Below are 23,677 nucleotides of genomic sequence, written 5' to 3'. Positions count from 1 at the left end.
AGTCTTACGAGTCCCGTTCATGCGGCTTACATCCGGATGCAACGAGCACTTCCGATGCGAGTCGCAAATCCTGCATGCTCGGAAGGGGCCGCAAAGTGGGCGCGAATACGCAGCACGCGGCGCGGCGCGGCACGGACGCGTCCCCGCAGCAGCGTTTCCGGCCACTCACGCCGAGGCTCCCGCGCGCTTGCTCGGTCAACGCACGCCAGGCCGCCGGGTGCGAGACAGCGGGTCACCGTTCGCGGCCCAGCCCGCGTCCGAGGGGCGAAGCGTGTGTGACGTGATCCCGAACCTCGGCTGCTCCGGCACGAGCCGCAACGTGGGCGCGAATACGCAGCGCCGCAGGCGCCGCAGAACAGCATGGCAAAACAACACAGGGTTACTGCTGTGCCGGTCACCGGGCACATCTAGGGTAGTTGGGTAAACCGGTATGCACGCCGTAGCTGCCGCGCGATCATCGCCGTCAGAAACCCACCCGCCGTCGACGAACCAATGTCAGGAGAACCTCGGTCGTGTCGATCACAGACGACATCCGCGCCCTCACTCAGCCGAACCACCCGGACGACTGGACGGATCTGGACACCAAGGCTGTCGACACCGTTCGGGTCCTCGCCGCCGACGCGGTGCAGAACACCGGAAACGGTCACCCCGGTACCGCGATGAGCCTGGCGCCGCTGGCGTACACGCTCTACCAGCGCGCCATGCGTATCGACCCGAGCGATCCCAGCTGGGTCGGCCGGGACCGGTTCGTGCTGTCGTGCGGCCACTCCAGCCTCACCCAGTACATCCAGCTGTATCTGGCGGGTTTCGGCCTGGAACTGGATGACCTGGAGAACCTGCGCAAGTGGGGCTCGCTCACCCCGGGCCACCCGGAGTTCCGCCACACCGACGGCGTCGAGATCACCACCGGCCCGCTCGGCCAGGGCCTGGCCTCGGCGGTCGGCATGGCGATGGCGGCGCGGCGCGAGCGCGGTCTGTTCGACCCGGACGCCGCGCCGGGCACGAGCCCGTTCGACCACTTCATCTACGTGGTCGCCTCCGACGGTGACCTGGAAGAGGGCGTCACCTCCGAGGCGTCGTCGCTCGCGGGCACCCAGCAGCTGGGCAACCTCGTCGTGGTCTACGACGACAACAAGATCTCCATCGAGGACGACACCACCATCGCCTTCACCGAGGACGTCGCCGAGCGCTACGCGGCCTACGGCTGGCACGTGCAGGTGGTCGAGGGCGGCGAGGACGTCGTCGCCATCGAGGCCGCGCTCGCCTCCGCCAAGGCCGAGACCGAGAAGCCCTCGATCATCGTGCTGCGCACCATCATCGGCTACCCGGCGCCCAGCAAGATGAACACCGGCTCCGCCCACGGCGCCGCACTGGGCGCCGACGAGGTCGCCGCCACCAAGAAGGTGCTCGGCTTCGACCCCGAGCAGAGCTTCCAGGTCGACCCGGCGGTGATCGCGCACACCCGCAAGGTCGTCGACCGCGGCAGGCAGGCGCACGCGGAGTGGCAGAAATCGTTCGACGCATGGGCCGCGGCCAACCGGGAGAACAAGGCGCTGTTCGACCGCCTCGCCGCGCGTAGGCTGCCGGAGAACTGGGCCGCGAATCTGCCCACCTACGAACCGGATCCGAAGGGCATGGCCACCCGCAAGGCGTCCGGCAAGGTGCTCGCCGCGCTGGCTTCGGTGTTGCCGGAGCTGTGGGGCGGTTCGGCCGACCTGGCCGAGTCCAACAACACCACCATGCCCGACCAGCCCAGCTTCGGGCCGGAGTCGATCTCGACCGGCATGTGGAAGGCCAACCCGTACGGCCGCACGCTGCACTTCGGTGTCCGCGAGCACGCGATGGGCGCGATCCTCAACGGCATCGCGCTGCACGGCCCCACCCGCCCCTACGGCGGCACCTTCCTGGTGTTCAGCGACTACATGCGCCCCGCCGTCCGCTTGGCCGCGCTGATGCGGGTGCCCGCGATCTATGTGTGGACCCACGATTCCATCGGCCTCGGCGAGGACGGCCCGACGCATCAGCCGATCGAGCACCTGGCCGCGCTGCGCGCCATCCCCGGCCTGAACGTGGTCCGTCCCGGCGACGCCAACGAGACCACCTACGCCTGGCGCACCATCCTCGAGCGCGACAGCAGCGAGCACACCTCGCATTTCTCGGTGTCGGAGCCGCCGCACCAGGACGGCCCGTCCGGGCTGGCGCTGACCCGCCAGGATCTGCCGATTGTGGAAGGCACCAGCTACGAGGGCGTGTCGAAGGGCGGGTACGTGCTGGCCGAGGCGTCCACCGGCACCCCGCGGGTGATCCTGATCGCCACCGGTTCGGAGCTCCACCTCGCCGTCGCCGCCCGCACTACGCTGGAGGAGCAGGGCATCGCCACTCGCGTGGTGTCGATGCCGTGCGTGGAGTGGTTCGACGCGCAGGACAAGGCTTACCGGGACGAGGTGCTCCCGCCCGCGGTCACCGCTCGCGTCGTCGTCGAGGCCGGTATCGCGATGCCGTGGCACCGGTTCGCCGGTGACGCGGGCGAGATCGTGTCGATCGAGCACTTCGGCGCCTCCGCCGATCACAAGACCCTGTTCCGCGAATTCGGCTTCACTCCGGAAGCCGTCGTTGCCGCCGCGCAGCGCACGCTCGAGAACGTGAAGGGATAGCGCTCATGGCTCAGAACGAAAACCTCGCCGCCCTGTCGGCGGCGGGGGTGTCCGTATGGCTCGACGATCTGTCCAGGGACCGGATCCGGTCCGGCAACCTGGCCGAGCTGATCGCCACCCGCAGCGTCGTCGGGGTCACCACCAACCCGACGATCTTCCAAGGTGCGCTCAGCAAGGGCCACGCCTACGACGGCCAGGTGAAAGAACTTGCCGCCCAAGGCGCCGACGCCGATGCCGCGATCCGCACCATCACCACCGACGACGTCCGGGCGGCCTGCGACGTGTTCGCTCCGGTCTACGAGGCGACCGGCGGCGTGGACGGCCGGGTCTCCATCGAGGTCGATCCGCGCCTGGCGTTCGACGCGGACAAGACCGCCGCGCAGGCCGTCGAGCTGTGGAAGATCGTCGACCGGCCGAACCTGTTCATCAAGATCCCGGCCACCGAGGAGGGCCTGCCCGCGATCAGCGCCGTGATCGCCGAGGGCATCAGCGTGAACGTCACGCTGATCTTCTCGGTGCAGCGCTACCGCGCGGTCATGGGCGCCTACCTGGACGGCGTGAAGAAGGCGAAGGTCGCGGGGCACGATCCGGCCAAGATCCATTCCGTCGCTTCGTTCTTCGTGTCCCGGGTGGACACCGAGATCGACAAGCGGCTGGAGGCGATCGGCACCGAGGAGGCGCTCGCACTGCGCGGGAAGGCCGGTGTCGCCAACGCCCGCCTGGCCTACGCCGAGTACCAGGACGTGTTCGACGGTGGCAAGCACACCTCCACCTACACGACCTTGGCCGCCTCGGGCGCGAATCGGCAACGGCCGCTGTGGGCGTCGACCGGCGTGAAGAACCCGGACTACTCCGACACGATGTACGTCACCGAGCTGGTGGCGCCGAACACGGTGAACACCCTGCCGGAGAAGACCCTCGAGGCGGTCGCCGATCACGGCGAGATCCGCGGCGACGTGGTCAGCGGCACGGCCGCGGCGGCCAAGGGCGTCTTCGACCAGCTGACCGCCGTCGGCGTCGACCTCGACGACGTGTTCGAGGTGCTCGAGCGCGAAGGCGTGGACAAGTTCGAGAAGTCCTGGGAGGAGTTGCTGTCGGCCACGGCCGAGGAGTTGAGGTCGGCCGGCGCTTCCGCCTCCGGGAACAGCTGACCGATGGCCGGTACAGCGTCGACGGGTCGACCAGCCGCCAACGATTGGCAGAGCCCGCTGCGCGACAAACGGGACAAACGGCTTCCGCGCATCGCGGGACCGTGCAGCATGGTGATCTTCGGGGTCACTGGTGACCTGTCCCGGAAGAAGCTGATGCCGGCCATCTACGACTTGGCGAACCGGGGGCTGCTGCCCGCGGCTTTCGGCTTGGTCGGCTTCGCCCGCCGCGACTACGCGGATGAGGACTTCGCCGCCGTCGTCCTCGACGCGGTGAAGACGCACTCGCGCACCCCGTTCCGCCAGGAGGTCTGGGACCAACTCGCGGAAGGCATCCGATTCGTCCAGGGCACCTTCAACGACGACGCGGCGTTCGACCGGCTCGCCGACACCCTGGCCACCCTGGACAAGGAGCGCGGCACCGGCGGCAATCACGCCTTCTACCTGTCGATCCCGCCGAAGACGTTCCCCGTCGTGCTCGATCAGCTCTCCGGGCACGGCTTGGCCCAGACCAAGGGCCTCGACGAAGCGGGACGCAGGCCGTGGCGCCGAGTGGTGATCGAGAAGCCGTTCGGGCACGACCTGGAGAGCGCCCAAGAGCTCAACGAACTGGTCAACCGGGTGTTCCCGGAGGAGACGGTGTTCCGCATCGACCACTACCTGGGTAAGGAGACGGTGCAGAACATCTTGGCGCTGCGCTTCGCCAACCAGTTGTACGAGCCGATCTGGAACGCGAATTTCGTCGACCACGTGCAGATCACCATGGCCGAGGACATCGGATTGGGCGGTCGCGCCGGCTATTACGACGGCATCGGGGCCGCGCGTGACGTGATCCAGAATCACCTGCTGCAACTGCTGGCGCTCACCGCCATGGAGGAGCCGATCAGCTTCGAGCCCAAGCAACTGCAGACCGAGAAGATCAAGGTGCTCTCGGCGACCAAGCTCCTCGAACCGCTGGACGAGACCACCGCGCGTGGACAGTACGCGGAGGGCTGGCAGGGCAGCGAGCACGTGGTCGGCCTGCTGGACGAGGAAGGGTTCGATCCGAATTCGCGGACCGAGACCTATGCCGCGATCAGTCTGGAGGTCGACACCCGCCGCTGGGCGGGCGTCCCGTTCTTCCTGCGCACCGGAAAACGATTGGGGCGCAGGGTGACCGAGATCGCGGTGATCTTCAAGCGGGCGCCGCACCTGCCGTTCGACCAGACCATGACCGAGGAACTCGGGCAGAACGCGCTGGTCATCCGGGTGCAGCCGGACGAGGGCATCACCACGCGGTTCGGCTCGAAGGTGCCGGGCTCCGGTATGGAAGTGCGCGATGTCAACATGGACTTCAGCTACGGCGAGGCGTTCACCGAGTCCTCTCCCGAGGCGTACGAGCGCCTGATCCTCGACGTGCTGCTCGGGGTGCCGTCGCTGTTCCCGGTCAACGCGGAGGTCGAATTGTCCTGGCGCATCCTGGACCCCGTGCTCGAGCACTGGGCCGCCGATGGCAAGCCGGAGCCGTACGAGGCGGGCACCTGGGGTCCGTCGTCGGCCGAGGAGATGCTCGCCCGCACCGGGCGAGAATGGCGGCGGCCGTGATCGTCGACATGCCGGAGACCAAGACCGGCGAGGTGACCAAACGCCTCGTGCAACTGCGCGAGAGCAACGGCGTGATCACCGTGGGCCGGGTGCTCACCCTGGTGGTGTGCACGCTCGACAGCTCCGAAGCCGAGGGCGCGATCGACGCCGCGAACGATGCCAGCCGCGAGCATCCCTGTCGCGTGGTGGTGCTCGCACGCGGTGACCGGGAGGCCGCCACCCGGCTGGACGCCCAGATCCGGGTGGGCGGCGACGCGGGGGCGGCCGAGGTGATCGTGCTGCGGCTGCAGGGCGAACTGATCAACCACGAAAGCAGCGTGGTCATCCCGTTCCTCCTGCCGGATACGCCGGTGGTCGCCTGGTGGCCACGCGGAGCCCCGGAGTTCCCGTCCAAGGACTCGGTGGGGCGCCTGGCGACCCGGCGCATCACCGACGCCACATTCGCGCCCGATCCGCAGGCGGCGATCAAGAAGCGACTCGGCTCCTTCGCAACCGGCGATTCCGATCTGGCCTGGAGCCGGATCACCTACTGGCGCGCACTGCTGGCCGCCGCTATGGACGAGCCGCCGTTCGAGCGCGTGGATTCGGCGACCGTGTCCGGACTGCGCAACGAACCCGCCCTGGACATGCTGGCGGGCTGGCTGGCCGCCCGGCTGGGTTGCCCGGTACGCCGCCGCACCGGTCCCCTGCACGTGGAACTGCACCGCCGAACGGTCTCCATCGCGATCGAGCGACCGCAAACCGGTCGCACCGCCACGCTCACCCGCACCGGCGACCCGGTACAGCGGATCGCGCTGGCGCGCAGGGAGACTCGCGACTGCCTGGCGGAGGAACTGCGCAGGCTGGACGCCGACGAGATCTACGCGGAGGCGCTGGCCGGAATCGAGAAGGTGATCTATGAGTGACCACACCGATTCACCCTTTCCCAGCGACACCGTCGAAGTCCACCTCGACACCGAGTCACTGGTCGCCGCCGCGGCGGCCCGCTTCGTGTCGATCGTCGTCGCGGCCCAGGCCGAGCGCGGTGCGGCGTCGGTAGTGCTCACCGGCGGCGGCACCGGCATCGCCCTGCTGGAGCAGGTGCGCAAGGCGCCCGGCGACATCGACTGGTCCCGGCTCGACGTGTTCTGGGGCGACGAGCGTTTCGTGCCCGCGGGCGATCCGGAGCGCAACGATCTGCAATCCAGGCAGGCCCTGCTCGACCACGTGCCGGTGGACCCGGCACGGGTGCATCCGGTGGCCGCCTCCGATGGCGAGTACCCCGACCCGGTGGAGGCGGCCGCCGAATATTCCGCGGCCGTGCACGCCTACCTCGCCGAGCACGGTGCGTTCGATCTGCATCTACTCGGCATGGGCGGCGAGGGCCACGTCAACTCGCTGTTCCCGCACACCGACGCCGTCCGCGAGGAACACGAACTCGTTGTCGCCGTGACGGATTCGCCGAAGCCGCCGCCGGTGCGGGTGACCCTCACCCGGCCCGCCATCCGCCGAGCTCGCCATGTCGTGCTGGTGGTCGCCGGCGGGGCCAAGGCCGAGGCGGTCGCCGCGGCGATCGGCGGCGCGGACCCGATCGACATCCCGGCGGCGGGCGCGACAGGCATCGACTCCACCACCTGGCTGCTCGATCAGGAGGCCGCGTCCGCGCTGCGTTGAGCGCGGCGGCTGTCGCTCGAGGTTGCGGATCGGCTGGGATCGAACTCGGTGGTGCCGGACGCTGCTGCCGATCGTCGAGCGCAGTCGATGGTCGGGTCGAGAACGAGAGGCCCCGGACACCAAAGGACATCACGCGAGTCACCGACAGCATGAATGACCGTCGCCGATGGACCTTCCGGCGCGGTCGATGGCTGATCCGCCGCCTCACCGGAGCGACTGAATTTTGTCCGTAATTTTCGGGTGACTACCGGAAGAATGCCGACCGATATTGCATCCAAACGGCGAGTTCTACGGGATGATCGTTCGGTGACCGAGCAGGTTGTGGATCTGGACGAGCGGTTTCGCACCGCGATCGCCGGGCTAGAGCCGCGGCCGGGCCGTCCGGCGAGTCAGCCGATCGCGCCCGGCAGCGCGATCACCGGCGCGGCGTGCCTCGAGCTCTTCGAATCGCAAGCGACGAGCAGGCATCTCGATCTCGCGGCACGGCGCCTCGGCAGCGCCCGGCGCGGTTACTACAGCATCGGATCGTCCGGCCACGAGGGCAACGCCGCGATCGCGGCGGCCCTGCGGACCTCCGATCCCGCTTTGCTGCACTACCGGTCAGGGGCGTTCTTCGTGCACCGGTCTCGGCGCGTGCCCGGTCTCGACCCGATCCGGGACGTGCTGCTGGGCGTGGTCGCCGCGGCGGCCGACCCGATCTCAGGTGGGCGGCACAAGGTGTTCGGGAGCGCGGCGGCGAACGTCATCCCGCAGACCTCCACCATCGCGTCGCATCTTCCGCGTGCGGTGGGGTTGGCCTTCGCGATCGATCGTGCCGCGCGACTGGGGGTTTCCGGCCCGTGGCCCCCGGATTCCGTGGTGCTGTGCAGTTTCGGCGACGCCTCGGTGAACCACTCCACCGCGGCCGGGGCGATCAACGCAGCCGTCCATACCGCCCACCAAGGCATTCCGATGCCGATACTGTTCGTCTGCGAGGACAACGGCATCGGGATCAGCGTTCCCACTCAGCCGGACTGGATCGAGCAGGCATACGGCCATCGTCCCGGCCTGCGGTACTTCAGCGCGGACGGATGCGACGCCCTCGACGCGCTGACCACCGCGAGCACCGCCGCGCAGTGGGTTCGGGACAATCGGGCGCCTGCGTTCGTGCGTCTGCGGACCGTCCGGTTGCTCGGTCACGCGGGTTCGGACGTGGAGGCCGCCTACCGCCGCCCCGCCGATATCGCCGCCGACCTGCTCGGCGATCCGGTACTGGCGACCGCGCGGCTGCTGGTCGACTCCGGCGTGGCCACGCCCGCCGACGTGCTCGACTGCTATTCCGACCTGGGCCGCCGCGTCGCGGCGACAGCCGAAATCGTTTGCCGGGAACCGAAACTCACCTCTGCCACAGTCGTGACCGCACCGATCGGCCGGTCCCGTCCCGGTTTGGTGCGCGCGGACGCACTCAGAGCCGAGCGCCTACCGGACGACCGCCGCTGGGCGTCGCGGGACCGGGCGGGCACCGATCAGACGATCTCACGTACCGATGCGTCACACCTCTCAAGCGCGAACGGCGCTGCCGCGCAAGGTGATCCGATGACCCTCGCGCAGGCGGTCAACAACACGCTCGCGGATCTGCTGGCCCGCGACCGCGATGTACTCGTCTTCGGGGAGGACGTCGGCCGCAAAGGCGGCGTGTACGGCGTGACAAAGGGACTGCAGAAGATGTTCGGCGCGCGCCGTGTGTTCGACACCCTGCTGGACGAGCAGGCCGTCCTTGGCACCGCACTCGGCGCGGCGCTGGCCGGTTTCGTGCCGATCCCGGAGATCCAGTATCTCGCCTACCTGCACAATGCCGCCGACCAGATTCGCGGCGAAGCGGCCACGCTGTCGTTCTTCTCCGACGGCCGCTACCGCAACCCGATGGTGGTGCGGATCGCCGGATACGCCTACCAGAAGGGCTTCGGCGGCCACTTCCACAACGACAACTCGATCGCCGCGCTGCGCGACATCCCCGGCGTGGTCCTCGCCTCCCCGTCCCGCGCCGACGACGCCGCGGCGATGCTGCGCACCTGCGTGTCCGCCGCCCGAGTGGACGGCAGGGTGTGCCTGTTTCTGGAGCCGATCGCGCTGTATCACACCCGCGACCTGCACACTTCCGGCGACGACGGCTGGCTGGCGCGCCCGTCCCGCACTGAGCACGTGGAGATCGGCCGAGCCCGCGTCTACGGCGACGGCACGGACCTGACCCTGGTCAGCTTCGCCAACGGCGTGCCGATGAGCCTGCGCGTGGCGCGACGCCTGGCCCGGCGCGGCATCCATGCCCGGGTGCTCGACCTGCGCTGGCTGGCTCCGCTACCGGTGGACGACCTGCTGGCACACGCGTGCGCGACCGGCCGCGTCCTCGTCGCGGACGAGACCCGCCGCAGCGGGGGCATGTCCGAGGCGGTCTGCGCAGCCCTGATCGATGCCGGTTTCTCGGGCCGTCTCGCGCGCGTCACCAGCGAGGACAGTTTCGTGCCGCTCGGACCAGCCGCGGACACGGTGCTGCTCGACGAGAACCGGATCGACGCCGCGGCCCGAGCACTCGTGGCGGAAGCGACCGCTCCGGATGCGCGGCGCGCCGAAGCGCGGCAATCCGGGGAATCCGATTCGGGCAGGGAATAGTGGAAATACAGTGAGATGACGGTGACCAGCAGCGGAAGGACACGGCGATGACCACGATGTCCATGCTCGGCGAGGTACGGCCGGAGCACGAGCACACGACCGGCGACGATCTGGTGCTCCTGCACTACCTGCGTTCCTTCCGCAAGCCGGTGCTGGACGTGTGGTCGGCGGCCACCGAGCGCGGCCAGCTCACCCGCTGGCTCGGCGCCGTCTCCGGAGGCAACGGCAACCTCACCATCGAACTGTTCGACGGTCCCGCCCCCGGCCCGGTCGCGGTGCGCGTCGACCACTGCGAGGCTCCGCACGAGCTGGTGGTGCACATCGACGGCTGCCTGCTCGAAGTCCGCATGAACCAGGTCGGCGTGGTCACCACCGTCGAACTGACCCGCCGCCATGTTCGTCCCGCCGACGCGGGCGCCATCGGCCCGCGCTGGCAGTACCTGCTCGACCGTCTCACCGCCTACCTCGACTACCAGCCGCTACCGCGGTGGTCGGACTACCCGAAGCTGAGCGAGGAATACCGCTGAGCCCGTCAGGCGGTCAGTAGAAGAACCCGGCGATGCCCCAGCCGGGACGCGCCTGCGCCGCACGGATCCATTCGACGCACGACTCGATGGCCGCGAGCACCTCGTGGTCGACCTCCTCGCGCTGCGGCGGCGTCGTGGACTCCCACTGCACCAGCGCCTCCGCGCACTGCTCGGGCGTCCATTCGCCGTAGCCGGGCAGATCGTCGGGTTGGGGCAGCGCGGGCGGCAGCGAGTGGTACATGAAGTCGCGGACGCTGATCGCCTTGATGCCGAGCGCGGCGAGTCCGTCATCGATGTGATCCAGCCACCGGCCACGGAACGCCGAGAAGTAGCGGTTGTCCACGAACCGGCCGTAGAACTGGCAGATCGTCTGGTAGGCGTAGCCGTATTGGAAGCCGTAGGACGGGTCGAACGGGCCGCCGTCGATGACGGCGCGCACCGCCTCGTAGCGGGTGGGCGCGCCGCCGGCGATCTCGTCGGCGAACCAGTCGTCGTCGTGGGTCAGCTGGGCCTTGAACCGGCCGCCGATCATCCGCCGGAGCTTGTCGTCCCTGGACCCGATGGCGGCGGAGACCCTGTCCAGTTCGACGACGTAGATGCTCAGGCTATAACTCATTCACCAGACATTAGCGGTGCCCACCGACAGCGAACGGCGCTGGGCCCGAAGATGTTTCGCCTCAGGTCGAAATCTCGGACGAGCGCTCCGTCAGGTGGCGCAGATGCGCGGTGAGCAACGCGTTCACCTCCGCGGTCCGCTCCAGCTGCACGAGGTGGCCCGCGTCGGCGATCTCGGTCACCGCGCGCAGGTCGACGACATGCTCGCGCATGGTGGCCAGTGGATCACGGCCGCTGAAACCCTCCATGTCGGGATCGCGATCGCCGTACAGGAAATACACGGGCACAGTGACTTTCGCGTCTGCGTAATCGGCGGTGAGTGCCCAATTGCGGTCCAAGCTGCGGTACCAGTTCAATCCGCCGGTGAATCCGGTGCGTTCGAAATCGCCGGCCAGGATGTCCAACTCGCGTTCGCTCAGCCAGCGCCACGGCAGCGCGGGCGCCTGCGGCAGCACGTCGAGGTAGCCGGTGCCTTCCGCCGGGAAGCGCCACGTGTCCAGGTAGTGGTAGTCGGCGCTGAGCGCGAAGTACACGCGCGCGAGAAACTCCCGCGGACACCCGCCGAGTTCCGCGTCAGCGACACCGGGGGTCTGAAAGTAATGCAGGTGCAGGAAGTGACGCGCGGCGGCCTTTGCCCACAGCTGCGACGGGGAACGCGGTGGACGGGGCGCGAACGGATTGTTCAGGACGATGACGGCGCGCACCCGCTCCGGGGCGCGCAATGCCAGTTCCCACACCAGCGCGGCGCCGAAGTCCAAGCCCACGAACACCGCCTGCTCGGCGCCGATGTCATCGAGCACACCGAGCAGATCGGCGCAGACGGCGCGATTTGTGTACGCCTCGAGGTCGGCGGGCGCGTCGGTCCGTCCATAGCCGCGCAGGTCGGGTGCGATGGCTCGATACCCCGCCGCGGCGACCGCGGGGAGTTGGCGGTGCCAGACGTACCAGGTATGCGGAAAGCCGTGACAGAAGATCACCGGCTGCCCCTCCCCCTGCTCGGCGACGTGCATGCGAATACCGTCGGTCGTCACGAACCGATGCGTCAGCTCCACTCCGGCCTCCAGAACGATGTACTAGAACACGTTATCGCTTCACGGTAATGTTCCGGTTTCGTGAGCGGAATACCCGACGGACTCGAAGGCAAGATCGCGGTGGTCACCGGCGCCAGCCGCGGCATCGGCAAAGGGATCGCGCAGGAACTGGGCGCGGCGGGCGCGACGGTGTTCGTCACCGGGCGCTCGACCGCGCAGGGACGCTTGCCCGGCACCGTGCACGCGACGGCCGCGGAGATCGATGCGGCGGGCGGGGTAGGCATCCCGTTCGTGTGCGATCACCGTGACGACGACGCGGTGGAGCGGCTGTTCGAGCGGATCCGCACCGAGCACGGCAGGTTGGACGTGCTGGTGAACAACGTCTACAACTCCCCTGCCGCGGCCCGCTGGCTCGGCAAGCCGTTCTGGGAGGTCCCACCGGCGGCCTGGGACGAGACCTTCGACGTGGGCGTCCGGTCGCATTACGTGGCAAGCGTTTTCGCCGCGCCGCTGCTGATCGAGTCGGGCGGGCTGATCGTCAACATCTCCTCGCCGGGCGCGCGCAGATACATGCACAACGCGGTGTACGGCGTCGCGAAATCCGCGCTGGACCGGCTCACCGCCGATATGGCACACAATCTCGCGGGCACCGAGGTGACCGTAGTCTCGCTCTGGCCGGGCATCGTGGATACCGAACTGCTGCAACTGGTTCCGGCCGACGCGCACGGGCACCGGCTGGTCACACTGCCCGGCGAGGGCACCTTCGATCTCGCCGAGGCGCAGACGCCGCGCTTCACCGGCCGCGCGGTCGTCGCGCTGGCCACCGACGCCGGGCGGCGCTCGCGCACTGGATTGTCGTGGCGAGTCGCCGATCTCGCGGAGTACTACGGCTTCACCGACGTCGACGGGCGGGTTCCGCACACAGATTGACCGGTCAGAGCACGCCCAGGAAGCGCTGCACCGAGCTCGGCGGGCCCGGCCGGGCGCGCCAGGCCAGGTAGACGTGCGAGGGCGGTGCGTCGGGAAGGTCGAGATAGGCGACACCCGGGTGCGGCGGTCGGGTGCGCGCCAGGTCGGGCACGACGCCGATGCCACGGTTCGCCGCGACCAATTCGATCCACTCGTCGAAATTCGTACATGTGACGATCTCCCGGACCGGGTGGGGAATCGTCATGCCGGCGATGCGCGTCGGCGCCGAGCTGACCGGCGGAGCCCGCGGCGGCACCGCTGACCGCCGGGTATGGCGCGGGACAGATCCTCGGCCCACTGGTGGTCGCCCCAGCGCTCGGGACGAGCTATCCCGCCGCGATCGTGCTCGGTGCGGCGGCGCTCACGGCGGCCGCGGTGACGCGGATCAGGCGAACTTGATCTCCAGGCCGATGCCCAGGATGGCGATCAGCCAGATGACGCCGGTGAAAATGGTGACGCGGTCGAGGTTCTTCTCCACGACCGTGGAACCGGACAGACTGGACTGCACGCCGCCGCCGAACAGGCTGGACAGACCTCCACCCTTGGCGCGGTGCAGCAGCACCAGCAGCACCAGCAGCACGCTGGTGATGATCAGGAGGATATCCAGGAACATCCGCATGCCGGACAGTCTATGCGGTCGGTCCGATCCCACCGAATCAGGCGCCCGGCATCGTCGGGGCCCCGGTCTAGCGCCGGTCGATCGCCACCAGGTGGGTTACCCGGTCGCCCTCGGCGGTGGTGAACTTCGCGACGGCCTGCTCGCGCAGCTCATCCTGTGCGGTGAGGCGAACCTGGTGCTGGTGCATGTGCTCGGCCCAGGACCGCACGACAAAAGCCTCGACATAGCGGTCGATCACCCCGACGTCGCGGTAGAGCCGCCATTCCATCGCGCCGGTACGCTGCCGGGATCGGCCTACGAAGGCCATGGCGGCGAGGAACTCCTCGACATTCTCCGGTGGTACGTCGTAGTCGCGCAGGATCAGCACCGGGCCGTCGTCGGGATCGGGTTCGACCACCAACTGGGGCTCCGGCCAGAACGCCGACGGGGTCAGGTCGACTTGCTCGGCGTTGTGCCGGATCGGCAGCCACAGGGTGCTCACCGCGCATAATCCGAGCAGCGCCGCGGCCCACAGCAGCGCCGACACCGACCCGATCGCTTCGGCGACCACACCCCAGACCAGCGAGCCGATCGCCTGGCCACCCATGAACACCAGCAGGTACACCGACAGCCCGCGCGCACGCACCCAGGTCGGTAGCAGCAGCTGCATGGTCGCGTTCATCGTGGACATCGCCAGCAGCCAGGCCAGGCCCGCGAAGACCAGCAGCACCAGCACCACGGGCACGACATGGAGCAGCGCGGTGCCCGCCGCCGCGAGTCCGAACAGGATCGCGGCCGTGCTCAGCCGCTGGGTAGGGTTCAGCAGCCGCCGCAAGCGCGATAGCGCCGCGGCGCCGACCACCGCGCCGAGTCCCAGCGCGCCGAGCATCAGACCGTATCCCGACGACGACAGTGCGAGCCGATCGCGTGCGATCACGGGCAGCAGTGCCCACACCGCACTGGCGGGCATGATGAATAAGATCGAGCGCAACAGCACACGGCGGATCGCCGGCGCGGCCCGGATGAACCGTGTGCCCGCCTGCAACGCCGCCAGCGGACGCTCGGTGGGTAGTCGCCGATCCGTCGCCGGCCGACGCCAGACCGTCAGCGCCGCCACGATTCCGCCGAAGGACACCGCGTTCAGCGCGAACACCACCGTCGGCCCGGACAGCGCGACCAGCACACCCGCCAGCGCCGGACCGACCGCCCGGCCGATATTGATATTCATGCTGCCCAGCGCCGCGGCCGCGGGGATCTGCTCGCGCGAGACCAACTCCGGCTGAATCGCCTGCCAGGCGGGCGCGGTCAGCGCCTGACCGCAGCCGAGCAGGAACAGCAACGTCAGCAGCACCGCGGGCGTGGTGTGCCCGGTCGCGGTCGACACGGCGAGAATCGTCGCCAGCGCCGCCATCGTGGACTGTGCGCCGAGCAGCAGCCTGCGTCGATCCACCAGGTCGGCGATCACGCCGGACGGAATGGCCAGCAGCATCACCGGCAGCGTGACCGCGGTCTGCACGAACGACACCAGGGCCGGTGCGTTGGGCAAGTCCACCAGCATCCACTGCGCCCCGACCATCTGCATCCAGGTGCCCAGATTGGACACCAACTGGGCCACCCACAGCGCCCGGTACACCGGTGAACGCAGCGGCGCCCATGTGGAGCCCGGGGTCGTCGCGGCAACGGTCACGCGCCGAAGCTTAGTCCCGGAAGCGGCAGATATCGGTCGCCCTGTCCTGCCATCGGACCCGGGAACGCCCGGTGGTCGCGGCGAGCAACAACGCCACGACGAGCAGCGCGGCGCCCAGCAGTCCGGGGGTCGTCAGGCGTTCACCGAGCACTACCGCCGCCAGCACGGCCCCGGTGAGCGGTTCGAGGAGAGCGAGTACCGCGGCGATGCCGGGTCCGGCATCCGAGAGCCCGCGAAAGTACATGGTGTAGGCAACCGCGGTCGGCGCCAGCCCCAGCAGCAGAACCAGCGCAATGCTGCCCACGGTCGGGTCGAAGGCGAGACCGCTCGTGGCCGCCAAGGGAATCAACAGCAGTGCGCCGCCGGTGAACCCGAGGCCTGTGGTGGTCATCGCGTCGAGGCCGGGCGCAGGCGCCGCGTTGATCACGGTGACCATCGCGAACGCCGCGGCGGCCACCGATGCCAGCGCCGCGCCCACCAGCAACCCGCCCGCGCTCGCGCCGGCGGACGGCACCCCGACCAGCAGAGCCAGCCCGCACAGGGCGATGCCGATCGTGGCCGCGCGGCGCCGGTCCACCGCACGCCGTCCGGTGACGTGCTCCAGCACCGCGACGACCACCGGCGACATACCGATGGTGATCAGGGTGGCGAGGCTGACCGACGCGGCCGCGACCGCGCCGAAGTAGGCCGCCTGGAAGATTGCCGCGAGCACGGCCACCGCACCGATGCGACGCCACGCCAACGGATCTCGTGGCCAGGGCTGTCGTCTGGTGGCGAGCAGGGCTACCAGCAGTAGCCCACCGACGGCGAGCCGGCAGGTGGCGACCGAAACAGGGGAAAGACCGGTGGCCCGGTGCAGCAGCATGCCGAGCAGACCGCCGGTGCCCCAGAGGATTCCGGCGCCGACGAGGTAGACCAGCCCGGAACGGCCGGCCGTGGATACAGACGTGGACATAGAAAGATCGCGCTCCTGCGACTGAAAGGGATGGGGTCGCGGAAGCGAGGTGCACAGCGATGCCGAAAAGGGCGCGTACACCGTTCGGTGACGCGCTGGATACCTACACCTCGCTCAGGAGGCGGGCGGCGGGGTGATGGGGAAGCATCGGTGCACGGCACAGATAGTAACGCATGCCGATCGAGTCATCCCATGTATCCGGCTTATTGGCTCGCGTGACCTCGGTGGGTTTCGCCGCTGGCGCGATGGCCCGAGGCACCGCATCGCAGCCCGGCAGGCGTCGCAAGCCGCGAAATCCGAGCCGCTCACCGCGGCATCGGTAGCATCGGCGCATGGCGGCACACTTCGCGCGACTAGCCCTCGCTGTCCTACTCGCCCCGTGCGCGATCGCGGCGTGCTCGAGCGACCGGCCCGAGCAGGCTCCTGACGAGCCGAGCCCGGTGGGCCACACCTTCCTCTCGACCGGCGTCGAGGGCACTCCGATTCCCGGCGGCGGTCCGCTGACGGTCGGCTTCCCCGACGGCCGCATCACCGCGGACGCGGGGTGCAACAAGTTCACCGGTGCGGTCACCCTGGATGATCACGTTCTGCGCGTCTCCGGCCTGTCCGCGACCCTGATGGCCTGCGCGGATGATCGCAGCGGCGCCGACGAATGGCTCAGCGGGCTGCTGAACTCCGAGCCCAGCTGGCGACTCGACGGTCCGAGACTCACGCTGCACAGCGACGACCGGACCGTGACCCTGGTGGACAAGGAGGTCGCTCAGCCGGATAGGCCCGTCAAGGGCACCCCGTGGCTGGTCACCGCCTATATCGCCGAGAATGCTCAGGTCCGCTCCCGCGCCCTCGACGAGGCGAAGCCTACGCTCACCATCGCCGAGGACGGCGGTGTCTCGGGCAGCACCGGGTGCAATCGCCTGACCGGCAGTGCCGACGTAGCGGGAACCGAGATCACCTTCCGGGTCGCCACCACGCGAATGGCGTGCTCTCCCGAGGTGATGGAAGTGGAGCAGGCAGTCTTGAAAGCGCTGGACGGCAAGGCCGCCGCGACGGTGGACGCCGACGCACTGACCCTTCGCAACGACAACGGCGCCGGCCTGGTCCTGCGGGCGCAGTGAGCCGCTTCGAGTAGCCACGCACCTTGCATAGCGTCACGAAAGTCCTTGTCGGACCGGCGAATCGAAGCTCCGCGATCATCGCATGAGCACCGGTCGCCGAGCATCGGCGAAGCCGCGACAGCCCGGTATCGCTCGTCGCGATACCGGGCTGTCGAACGTAGTCCCTGGACGGGTCAGGGCAGGGGGCCGCCCGCGGCGATCGCCGAGAGGGTGGCGAACTCGTCGCCCTTGAGCGAAGCACCGCCGACCAGAGCGCCATCGATATCGGTCTGGGCGACCAACTCACCGACGTTCTTGGCGTTCACCGAACCGCCGTAGAGGACGCGGACCTCGGCGGCGACCTCGGGCGAGGCCAGCAGCGCCAGCTCCCCGCGGATCGCGCCACAGACCTCCTGCGCGTCGGCGGGGGTGGCGACCCTGCCGGTGCCGATCGCCCACACCGGCTCGTAGGCGATAACGATCTTCGAGATATCCTCCGCCGTCAGGCCTTTCAGCGATCCGCGCAGCTGCTCGAGGTTGTACGCGACGTGCGTGCCCGCCTCGCGGATGTTCAGGCCCTCGCCGATGCACACGATCGGGGTGATCCCGTGCTTCAGCGCCTGCTTGGCCTTGGCCAGCACGGTGGCGTCGTCCTCGTTGTGGTACTGGCGCCGCTCCGAGTGCCCCACCACGACGAAGGCACAGCCCAGCTTGGCGAGCATGCTCGCGCTGATCTCGCCGGTGTAGGCGCCCGACTCGTGCACCGAGACATCCTGCCCACCGTAGGTGAGCAGGAGTTTGTCCCCCTCGATCAGCGTCTGCACGCTGCGGAGGTCGGTGAACGGCGGGAGTACCGCCACGTCGACCTTGTCGAAGTACTTCTCCGGCAGGGCGAAAGCGATCTTCTGCACCAGGGCGATGGCCTCGAGGTGATTGAGGTTCAGCTTCCAGTTGCCCGCGATGAGTGGTTTGCGTGCCATGTTCAGTCCTCCAACACCGCGATGCCGGGGAGTTCCTTGCCCTCGAGGTACTCCAGCGAGGCGCCGCCGCCGGTGGAGATGTGCGAGAAGCCGTCCTCCGGGAGGTCCAGCGCGCGCACGGCCGCGGCCGAGTCGCCACCGCCGACGACGGTGAACGCACCCTTGCCGGTGGCGGTCACGATCGCCTCGGCGACCCCGCGGGTACCCGCGGCGAACTTCTCGAACTCGAATACGCCCATGGGCCCGTTCCAGAAGACGGTCTGCGCCTCGGTCAGCAGCGCCGCGAAACGGTCCACCGACTCCGGGCCGATGTCCAGACCCAGCCAGCCGTCCGGGATCTCGTGCGCGGGCACCACTCCCGACTCCGCGTCGGCGGCGAATTTGTCGGCCACCACGATGTCGCGCGGCAGGTGGATCACGTCGGCGTACTGCTCGAGCAGGTGCTTGCAGGTGTCCACCATCTCCTCCTGCAACAACGAGGCACCCACCGAGAGGCCCTGCGCGGCGAGGAAGGTGAAGCACATGCCGCCGCCGATCACCAGCGTGTCCACCTTCGGCGCGAGCGCCTCGATGACCGCGAGCTTGTCGGAGACCTTGGAACCGCCGAGCACGACCGCGTAGGGCCGGTCCGGGTTCTCGCTCAGCTTCGCCAGCACCTCGACCTCGGCCGCGACCAACGTGCCCGCGTAGTGCGGCAGCGACTCGGCCACGTCGTAGACCGACGCCTGCTTGCGGTGCACCACACCGAAACCGTCGGAGACGAATGCGCCGTCGTCGCCGACCAGCTCGACCAGCGCCGCGGCGAGCTCGGCCCGTTCGGCGTCGTCCTTGCTGGTCTCGCGCGGGTCGAACCGGATGTTCTCCAGCAGCAGCACGTCGCCGTCGGTGAGGCCCTCGGACCGCGCGAGCGCGTCCTGGCCCACCACGTCACCGGCGAGCTGGACGTTGCGGCCCAGTTCCTCGGCGAGCCTGGCGGCGACCGGCGCCAGCGAGAGCTTCGGGTCCGGCTCGCCCTTCGGCCGACCGAGATGCGCGGTCACGATGACCTTGGCGCCCGCTTCGGCCAGCGCCCTGATGGTCGGCGCCGAGGCGATGATCCGGCCGGCGTCGGTGATCTGTCCCTTGTCGTCGAGGGGGACGTTCAGGTCGGAGCGCACCAGCACGCCCCGACCCTCGACGCCCTCGCCGAGCAGGTCCGCGAGTGTCTTGACAGCCATACGCGTCAGAGCGACTTGCCGACGAGGCCGATGAGATCGGCGAGACGGTTGGAGTAGCCCCACTCGTTGTCGTACCAGGAGACGACCTTGACCTGGTCGTCGATCACCTTGGTCAGCGGCGCGTCGTAGATCGACGAGGCCGGGTCGGTGACGATGTCGCTGGAGACGATCGGGTCGGTGTTGTACTTGAGGATGCCCTTCAGCGGGCCCTCGGCGGCCGCCTTGTACGCGGCGTTGATCTCCTCGATCGTGGCCGACTTGCGCAGCGTGGCGGTCAGGTCGGTGACCGAACCGGTCGGGACCGGCACGCGCAGCGCGTAGCCGTCCAGCTTGCCCTGCAGCTCGGGCAGCACCAGGCCGATGGCCTTCGCGGCGCCGGTGCCGGTGGGTACGATGTTCAGCGCGGCGGCGCGGGCGCGGCGCAGGTCGCCGTGCGGGCCGTCCTGCAGGTTCTGGTCCTGGGTGTAGGCGTGGATGGTGGTCATCAGGCCGCGCTCGATGCCGAACTCGTCGTTGAGCACCTTGGCCAGCGGGCCGAGGCAGTTGGTGGTGCACGAGGCGTTCGAGATGATGTTCTGGCTGCCGTCGTACTTGTCGTCGTTCACGCCCATCACGATGGTGATGTCCTCGCCCTTGGCCGGGGCTGAGATGACAACCTTCTTCGCGCCTGCGGCGAGGTGGCCCTTGGCCTTGGTGGCATCGGTGAAGATGCCGGTGGACTCGACGACCACGTCGACGCCCAGGTCGCCCCAGGGCAGCGCGGACGGGCCTTCCTTGATGGCCAGCGCCTTGATCCGCTGGTCGCCGACCACGATGGTGTCGTCGCCGTCGAGCGAGACGTCCTGCGGCAACCGGCCGAGGATCGAGTCGTACTTGAGCAGGGTCGCGAGGGTCGCGTTGTCGGTGAGGTCGTTGACCGCGACGATCTCGATGTCGGTGGTGCCGAGCGCCTTCTGCGCCTCCACCGCCCGGAAGAAGTTACGTCCGATACGACCGAAGCCGTTGATGCCTACCCGGACAGTCACGTTATCGCTCCTCAGCTTTCCAGCGGGTCATTCCGATGCCCTACTCACACTAACGCCCTGCCGTGACCTCTCCGACACGCACCTGGCGTTCGTGAGGACGGCATGCCTGGTCAGACGACCGACCAAGAAAAGTTCCGAAATCGGCACGCCACCATTCCGGAGCGGGGCGTCGGCGGAAATCGAACTTCAGGCTTCGTCGAGCAACTCGGCCGTGACGGCGGATTCGGTGTCGGGCACGCCGAGTTCCTTCGCGCGCCGGTCGGCCATCGACAACAGCCGCCGAATCCGGCCCGCCACAGCGTCTTTCGTCATCGGCGGATCGGCGAGCTGGCCGAGTTCCTCCAGCGACGCCTGGCGGTGCTGCACCCGCAGCCTGCCCGCGGCCGCCAGATGGTCGGGCACGTCGTCGCTGAGGATCTGCAGCGCGCGTTCCACCCTGGCCGCCGCGGCGACCGCCGCCCGCGCCGAGCGGCGCAGGTTGGCGTCGTCGAAGTTGGCCAGCCGATTCGCGGTCGCGCGGACCTCGCGGCGCAGCCTGCGCTCCTCCCAGACCATCCGGGTGCCGTGCGCGCCCATCCTGGTCAACAGCGCGCCGATCGCCTCGCCGTCGCGCACCACGACGCGGTCGGTGCCGCGCACCTCGCGCGCCTTGGCCGCGATCCCGAGGCGCCGGGCCGCACCGACCAGCGCCAGCGCCGCTTCCGGCCCGGGGCAACTGACCTCGAGCGCGGAGGAACGTCCCGGCTCGGTCAGCGAGCCGTGCGCGAGAAACGCTCCGCGCCAAGCGGCCTCGGCGTCGGCGATGCTGCCGCCGACCACCTGCGCGGGCAGGCCGCGCACCGGACGACCGCGGACGTCGAGCAGACCGGTCTGCCGGGCAAGCGCCTCGCCCTCCTTGGACACGCGCACCACGTACCGGGAGGTCTTGCGCAGCCCACCGGCGCCGAGCACGTGCACGTCGGAGCCGTAGCCGTAGAGTTCGAAGATCTCCCGGCGCAGCCTGCGCGCGATGGAGCCCATGTCCACCTCGGCCTCGACGATCACCCGGCCGCCGACGATGTGCAGGCCGCCCGCGAAACGCAGCAGTGCGGACAGTTCCGCCTTACGGGAACTGACCTGTGCGACGGTGAGCCTGCTCAGCTCATCCTTCACATCGGCTGTCATCGCCACGAGACGCGCTCCTTTCCACCCAACCCGGAACGCACATCCTGACCCATGTGCCGTCCCTCGACTCGAAGCCCTGCCATTTGCGGCCGAGGTTGCCGGATCACTTGATCCAGTGCGGCGGCAAGTTTTCCGGGGTGATGCCGGTCCGTTCCCGCTTCGGCGACATCGGAGAACGTTACTCGCGCCCGCAACTGTTCGGCAGCCCTGGCCACATGTTCCCGCTCGCGTCCTTCCGGCACCGAGCCGGAGTCCACCAGCACCTCATCGACCACGAAATCCGGTGCGTGCTGGGACAATACATGCAAATGCCGCTCCGCGGAGAACCCGGCGGTCTCCCCCGGCTCGGCGGCGAGGTTGAGCACGAGGACTTTCCTGGCCCTGGTGTACACCAGCGCCTCGCGCAGTTCGGGCACGAGCACGTGCGGAATCACGCTGGTGAACCACGATCCCGGGCCCAGAACGACGACATCGGCGTGTTCGATCGCCGAGGTGGCCTCCGGACTGGCCGGCGGGTCGGATGGAATCAGCCGCACCCGCCGCACCTTACCCGGCGTTGTCGCGATGGCAACTTGGCCGCGAATGCATCGGCTCACCCGCGGATCCGCTTCCAGCCCAGACACATCCGCCTCGATGTCGAGCGCGATCGGCGACATCGGCAGCACACGTCCGGTGATGCGCAACATTCTGGCGACCTCGTCGAGTGCGGCGACCGGGTCGCCCAGCACTTCGGTGAGCCCGGCGAGGATCAGGTTGCCGACCGAGTGCCCGGCCAGAGCGCCGGTGCCGCCGAAACGATGCTGGACGGTTCGGGTCCAGACCCCGTCGGCATCGGCGGCCAAGGCGGCCAGCGCCATGCGGAGATCCCCCGGCGGCAGCACCCCCAGTTCGGCGCGTAGCCGGCCCGAGGAGCCTCCGTCGTCGGCGACGGTGACCACCGCGCAGATCTTCCTGGTCAGCCTGCGCACCGCGGTGAGGGTCGCGTACAGGCCGTGGCCGCCACCCAGCGCGACGATGCTGGGATTGGATTCCCAACCGGTCATTCGCGCCCCAGATCTCGATGCACAACCCGGACCACGTCGGCGGATTCCTCCGACCCGCCGGTGACCTCACCCATCAATTCGCCCAGTGCTTCAGCTATCGCGACGCTTCGGTGCTTGCCTCCGGTGCAGCCCACTGCGACCGTCATGTATCGCTTCCCCTCTTGGCGGTAACCATTCGTCGTCAGCTCGACCAGGTGGTGGCAGGTGCGCAGGTAGTCGTCCGCACCGGGCCGCGACAGCACGTACTCGCTGACCACCACCTCTTGACCCGTATGTTCCCGCAACTCCGGTATCCAATGTGGATTAGGTAGAAAACGCACATCCAACACCATGTCGGCGTCCAGCGGAACCCCGTACTTGAAGCCGAAGGACTGCACGGTGAGCTGCAGCGCGGCGGGCGCGCCACCGCCGTAGGCCTCCTCCAGCTTGCGGTGCAGCTGGTGAATGGACAGCTCGGTGGTGTCGATCACCAGGTCCGCGGCGGTCTTCACGGGCGAAAGGCGCACCCGCTCGGCGGCGATGCCCGCGGACAGGGTGCCGTCCTTGCTCTCGCTCTGCAGCGGATGCCTGCGCCGGGCGAAGCCGAAGCGACGGATCAGCACGTCGTCGGAGGCCTCCAGGAACAGCACCCTGGTGCGCACGCCGAGCGGCCGCAACTGCTCGGTGACCACCGAAAGATCGCCGGTGAAGAACCGGCTGCGCACGTCCATGACCAGAGCCAGCCGCCGGATCGGCGGCTTCGCGGACGCGCCCAGCTCGACCATACGCCCGAACAGCTCCGGCGGTAGGTTGTCGGCGACATACCAGCCGAGGTCTTCGAGCACGCGGGCCGCGGTACCGCGGCCCGCGCCCGAGAGCCCGGTCACGATCACCACTTCGACCTGCGGGTTCACCCCGGCGATGGTGCCGGACGAGCCCGCTCGTCCCGCGCTCGTCGGCGCAGAGCCCGCACTGCTGTTCGATTCGACGCGTGTCATGTCCTACCGGATCCGTCTCTCGGGTGCCTTCCGATCATCGCGCACCGTTCTCGGTATCGGGCGCAGACACACAACGTACGCGAAACCGAATCTTCCGGTGCACTGTCGAC

General features: G+C 69.0%; 21 protein-coding genes. 9 read left to right on the top strand and 12 right to left on the bottom strand.

What is annotated here, in order from left to right; all coding sequences use genetic code 11:
• Window positions 1-512 precede the first annotated feature (512 nt).
• From tkt to OHA40_RS28050, 7 genes are all read left to right on the top strand, one after another.
• The gene (gene tkt / locus OHA40_RS28080) at window positions 513-2,654 is read left to right on the top strand and encodes a transketolase (RefSeq protein WP_330229850.1); all 2,142 of its coding nucleotides are present in this window, start codon (window positions 513-515) and stop codon (window positions 2,652-2,654) included.
• 5 nt (window positions 2,655-2,659) lie between these two features.
• On the top strand, window positions 2,660-3,805 hold the full coding sequence (gene tal, locus OHA40_RS28075; protein WP_330229849.1) for a transaldolase: 1,146 nt from the start codon (window positions 2,660-2,662) through the stop codon (window positions 3,803-3,805).
• Window positions 3,806-3,808: 3 nt separating this feature from the next.
• A complete protein-coding gene (gene zwf, locus OHA40_RS28070) occupies window positions 3,809-5,386 on the top strand; it encodes a glucose-6-phosphate dehydrogenase (protein WP_330229848.1) in 1,578 nt (525 codons plus the stop codon).
• Complete coding sequence (gene opcA, locus OHA40_RS28065) at window positions 5,383-6,291, top strand: glucose-6-phosphate dehydrogenase assembly protein OpcA (protein WP_330229847.1); 909 nt, start codon at window positions 5,383-5,385, stop codon at window positions 6,289-6,291. The genes zwf and opcA overlap by 4 nt, the downstream gene beginning before the upstream one ends.
• Window positions 6,284-7,039: a 6-phosphogluconolactonase gene (gene pgl, locus OHA40_RS28060; RefSeq protein ID WP_330229846.1), complete on the top strand. Its 756-nt coding sequence runs from the start codon at window positions 6,284-6,286 to the stop codon at window positions 7,037-7,039. Before opcA ends, pgl begins: the two co-directional genes overlap by 8 nt.
• Before the next feature lie 306 nt (window positions 7,040-7,345).
• Complete coding sequence (locus OHA40_RS28055) at window positions 7,346-9,685, top strand: thiamine pyrophosphate-dependent enzyme (protein ID WP_330229845.1); 2,340 nt, start codon at window positions 7,346-7,348, stop codon at window positions 9,683-9,685.
• Window positions 9,686-9,732: 47 nt separating this feature from the next.
• Complete coding sequence (locus tag OHA40_RS28050; protein WP_330229844.1) at window positions 9,733-10,212, top strand: hypothetical protein; 480 nt, start codon at window positions 9,733-9,735, stop codon at window positions 10,210-10,212.
• Between the two features lie 13 nt (window positions 10,213-10,225).
• On the opposite strand, the gene OHA40_RS28045 is transcribed toward OHA40_RS28050, so the two are convergent.
• Both OHA40_RS28045 and OHA40_RS28040 read right to left on the bottom strand, forming a co-directional pair.
• Window positions 10,226-10,828: a DUF7691 family protein gene (locus OHA40_RS28045; RefSeq protein ID WP_330229843.1), complete on the bottom strand. Its 603-nt coding sequence runs from the start codon at window positions 10,826-10,828 to the stop codon at window positions 10,226-10,228.
• Between the two features lie 61 nt (window positions 10,829-10,889).
• On the bottom strand, window positions 10,890-11,879 hold the full coding sequence (locus tag OHA40_RS28040) for an alpha/beta fold hydrolase (RefSeq protein WP_330229842.1): 990 nt from the start codon (window positions 11,877-11,879) through the stop codon (window positions 10,890-10,892).
• A gap of 60 nt (window positions 11,880-11,939) precedes the next feature.
• Between OHA40_RS28040 and OHA40_RS28035 the strand changes: the two genes are divergently transcribed.
• Entirely contained in the window at window positions 11,940-12,788 is an 849-nt protein-coding gene (locus OHA40_RS28035; protein WP_330229841.1) for an SDR family NAD(P)-dependent oxidoreductase, read from the top strand.
• Between the two features lie 4 nt (window positions 12,789-12,792).
• Here OHA40_RS28035 and OHA40_RS28030 read toward each other — a convergent pair whose 3' ends face one another.
• The 4 genes from OHA40_RS28030 to OHA40_RS28015 all read right to left on the bottom strand — a co-directional run bounded on the left by OHA40_RS28030 (window position 12,793) and on the right by OHA40_RS28015 (window position 16,067).
• Window positions 12,793-13,032: a LysR substrate-binding domain-containing protein gene (locus OHA40_RS28030; protein WP_330229840.1), complete on the bottom strand. Its 240-nt coding sequence runs from the start codon at window positions 13,030-13,032 to the stop codon at window positions 12,793-12,795.
• 180 nt (window positions 13,033-13,212) lie between these two features.
• Window positions 13,213-13,446, bottom strand: a complete 234-nt coding sequence (secG, locus tag OHA40_RS28025) for a preprotein translocase subunit SecG (RefSeq protein ID WP_039798855.1) — start codon at window positions 13,444-13,446, stop codon at window positions 13,213-13,215.
• A 67-nt stretch (window positions 13,447-13,513) separates the two neighbouring features.
• Window positions 13,514-15,112 (bottom strand): MFS transporter, encoded by a 1,599-nt coding sequence (locus OHA40_RS28020; protein WP_330229839.1) that lies wholly within the window; start codon window positions 15,110-15,112, stop codon window positions 13,514-13,516.
• A 10-nt stretch (window positions 15,113-15,122) separates the two neighbouring features.
• On the bottom strand, window positions 15,123-16,067 hold the full coding sequence (locus OHA40_RS28015) for a DMT family transporter (RefSeq protein ID WP_330229838.1): 945 nt from the start codon (window positions 16,065-16,067) through the stop codon (window positions 15,123-15,125).
• A gap of 332 nt (window positions 16,068-16,399) precedes the next feature.
• Here OHA40_RS28015 and OHA40_RS28010 point away from each other — a divergent pair, with 332 nt between their 5' ends.
• Entirely contained in the window at window positions 16,400-17,182 is a 783-nt protein-coding gene (locus OHA40_RS28010; protein WP_330229837.1) for an META domain-containing protein, read from the top strand.
• A gap of 173 nt (window positions 17,183-17,355) precedes the next feature.
• On the opposite strand, the gene tpiA is transcribed toward OHA40_RS28010, so the two are convergent.
• From tpiA to rapZ, 6 genes are all read right to left on the bottom strand, one after another.
• Window positions 17,356-18,141, bottom strand: a complete 786-nt coding sequence (gene tpiA / locus OHA40_RS28005; RefSeq protein ID WP_330229836.1) for a triose-phosphate isomerase — start codon at window positions 18,139-18,141, stop codon at window positions 17,356-17,358.
• Window positions 18,142-18,143: 2 nt separating this feature from the next.
• Complete coding sequence (locus OHA40_RS28000) at window positions 18,144-19,358, bottom strand: phosphoglycerate kinase (RefSeq protein ID WP_330229835.1); 1,215 nt, start codon at window positions 19,356-19,358, stop codon at window positions 18,144-18,146.
• Window positions 19,359-19,363: 5 nt separating this feature from the next.
• Window positions 19,364-20,383 carry a type I glyceraldehyde-3-phosphate dehydrogenase gene (gene gap / locus OHA40_RS27995; protein ID WP_330229834.1) on the bottom strand — a complete coding sequence of 340 codons (1,020 nt, stop codon included), beginning with the start codon at window positions 20,381-20,383 and terminating at the stop codon, window positions 19,364-19,366.
• Between the two features lie 186 nt (window positions 20,384-20,569).
• Window positions 20,570-21,553 (bottom strand): DNA-binding protein WhiA, encoded by a 984-nt coding sequence (gene whiA / locus OHA40_RS27990; protein WP_330229833.1) that lies wholly within the window; start codon window positions 21,551-21,553, stop codon window positions 20,570-20,572.
• Window positions 21,544-22,590 carry a gluconeogenesis factor YvcK family protein gene (locus OHA40_RS27985; RefSeq protein WP_330229832.1) on the bottom strand — a complete coding sequence of 349 codons (1,047 nt, stop codon included), beginning with the start codon at window positions 22,588-22,590 and terminating at the stop codon, window positions 21,544-21,546. Before OHA40_RS27985 ends, whiA begins: the two co-directional genes overlap by 10 nt.
• The gene (rapZ, locus tag OHA40_RS27980; RefSeq protein WP_330229831.1) at window positions 22,587-23,567 is read right to left on the bottom strand and encodes an RNase adapter RapZ; all 981 of its coding nucleotides are present in this window, start codon (window positions 23,565-23,567) and stop codon (window positions 22,587-22,589) included. Before rapZ ends, OHA40_RS27985 begins: the two co-directional genes overlap by 4 nt.
• Window positions 23,568-23,677 lie beyond the last annotated feature (110 nt).

It is taken from the genome of Nocardia sp. NBC_00508 (assembly GCF_036346875.1).
In the GTDB taxonomy this organism is placed as follows: Bacteria; Actinomycetota; Actinomycetes; order Mycobacteriales; family Mycobacteriaceae; genus Nocardia.
This window is presented reverse-complemented; position numbering and strand designations above follow the sequence as displayed.

Bases quoted from the DNA above. Each gene is read 5' to 3' on its own strand.
- rapZ (WP_330229831.1), bottom strand. From the start codon at position 23,567: ATGACACGCGTCGAATCGAACAGCAGTGCGGGCTCTGCGCCGACGAGC.
- tpiA (WP_330229836.1), bottom strand. From the start codon at position 18,141: ATGGCACGCAAACCACTCATCGCGGGCAACTGGAAGCTGAACCTCAAT.
- pgl (WP_330229846.1), top strand. From the start codon at position 6,284: ATGAGTGACCACACCGATTCACCCTTTCCCAGCGACACCGTCGAAGTC.
- OHA40_RS28050 (WP_330229844.1), top strand. From the start codon at position 9,733: ATGACCACGATGTCCATGCTCGGCGAGGTACGGCCGGAGCACGAGCAC.
- OHA40_RS28000 (WP_330229835.1), bottom strand. From the start codon at position 19,358: ATGGCTGTCAAGACACTCGCGGACCTGCTCGGCGAGGGCGTCGAGGGT.
- zwf (WP_330229848.1), top strand. From the start codon at position 3,809: ATGGCCGGTACAGCGTCGACGGGTCGACCAGCCGCCAACGATTGGCAG.
- OHA40_RS28010 (WP_330229837.1), top strand. From the start codon at position 16,400: ATGGCGGCACACTTCGCGCGACTAGCCCTCGCTGTCCTACTCGCCCCG.
- tal (WP_330229849.1), top strand. From the start codon at position 2,660: ATGGCTCAGAACGAAAACCTCGCCGCCCTGTCGGCGGCGGGGGTGTCC.
- OHA40_RS27985 (WP_330229832.1), bottom strand. From the start codon at position 22,590: ATGACCGGTTGGGAATCCAATCCCAGCATCGTCGCGCTGGGTGGCGGC.
- OHA40_RS28045 (WP_330229843.1), bottom strand. From the start codon at position 10,828: ATGAGTTATAGCCTGAGCATCTACGTCGTCGAACTGGACAGGGTCTCC.
- OHA40_RS28030 (WP_330229840.1), bottom strand. From the start codon at position 13,032: ATGACGATTCCCCACCCGGTCCGGGAGATCGTCACATGTACGAATTTC.
- secG (WP_039798855.1), bottom strand. From the start codon at position 13,446: ATGCGGATGTTCCTGGATATCCTCCTGATCATCACCAGCGTGCTGCTG.
- OHA40_RS28015 (WP_330229838.1), bottom strand. From the start codon at position 16,067: ATGTCCACGTCTGTATCCACGGCCGGCCGTTCCGGGCTGGTCTACCTC.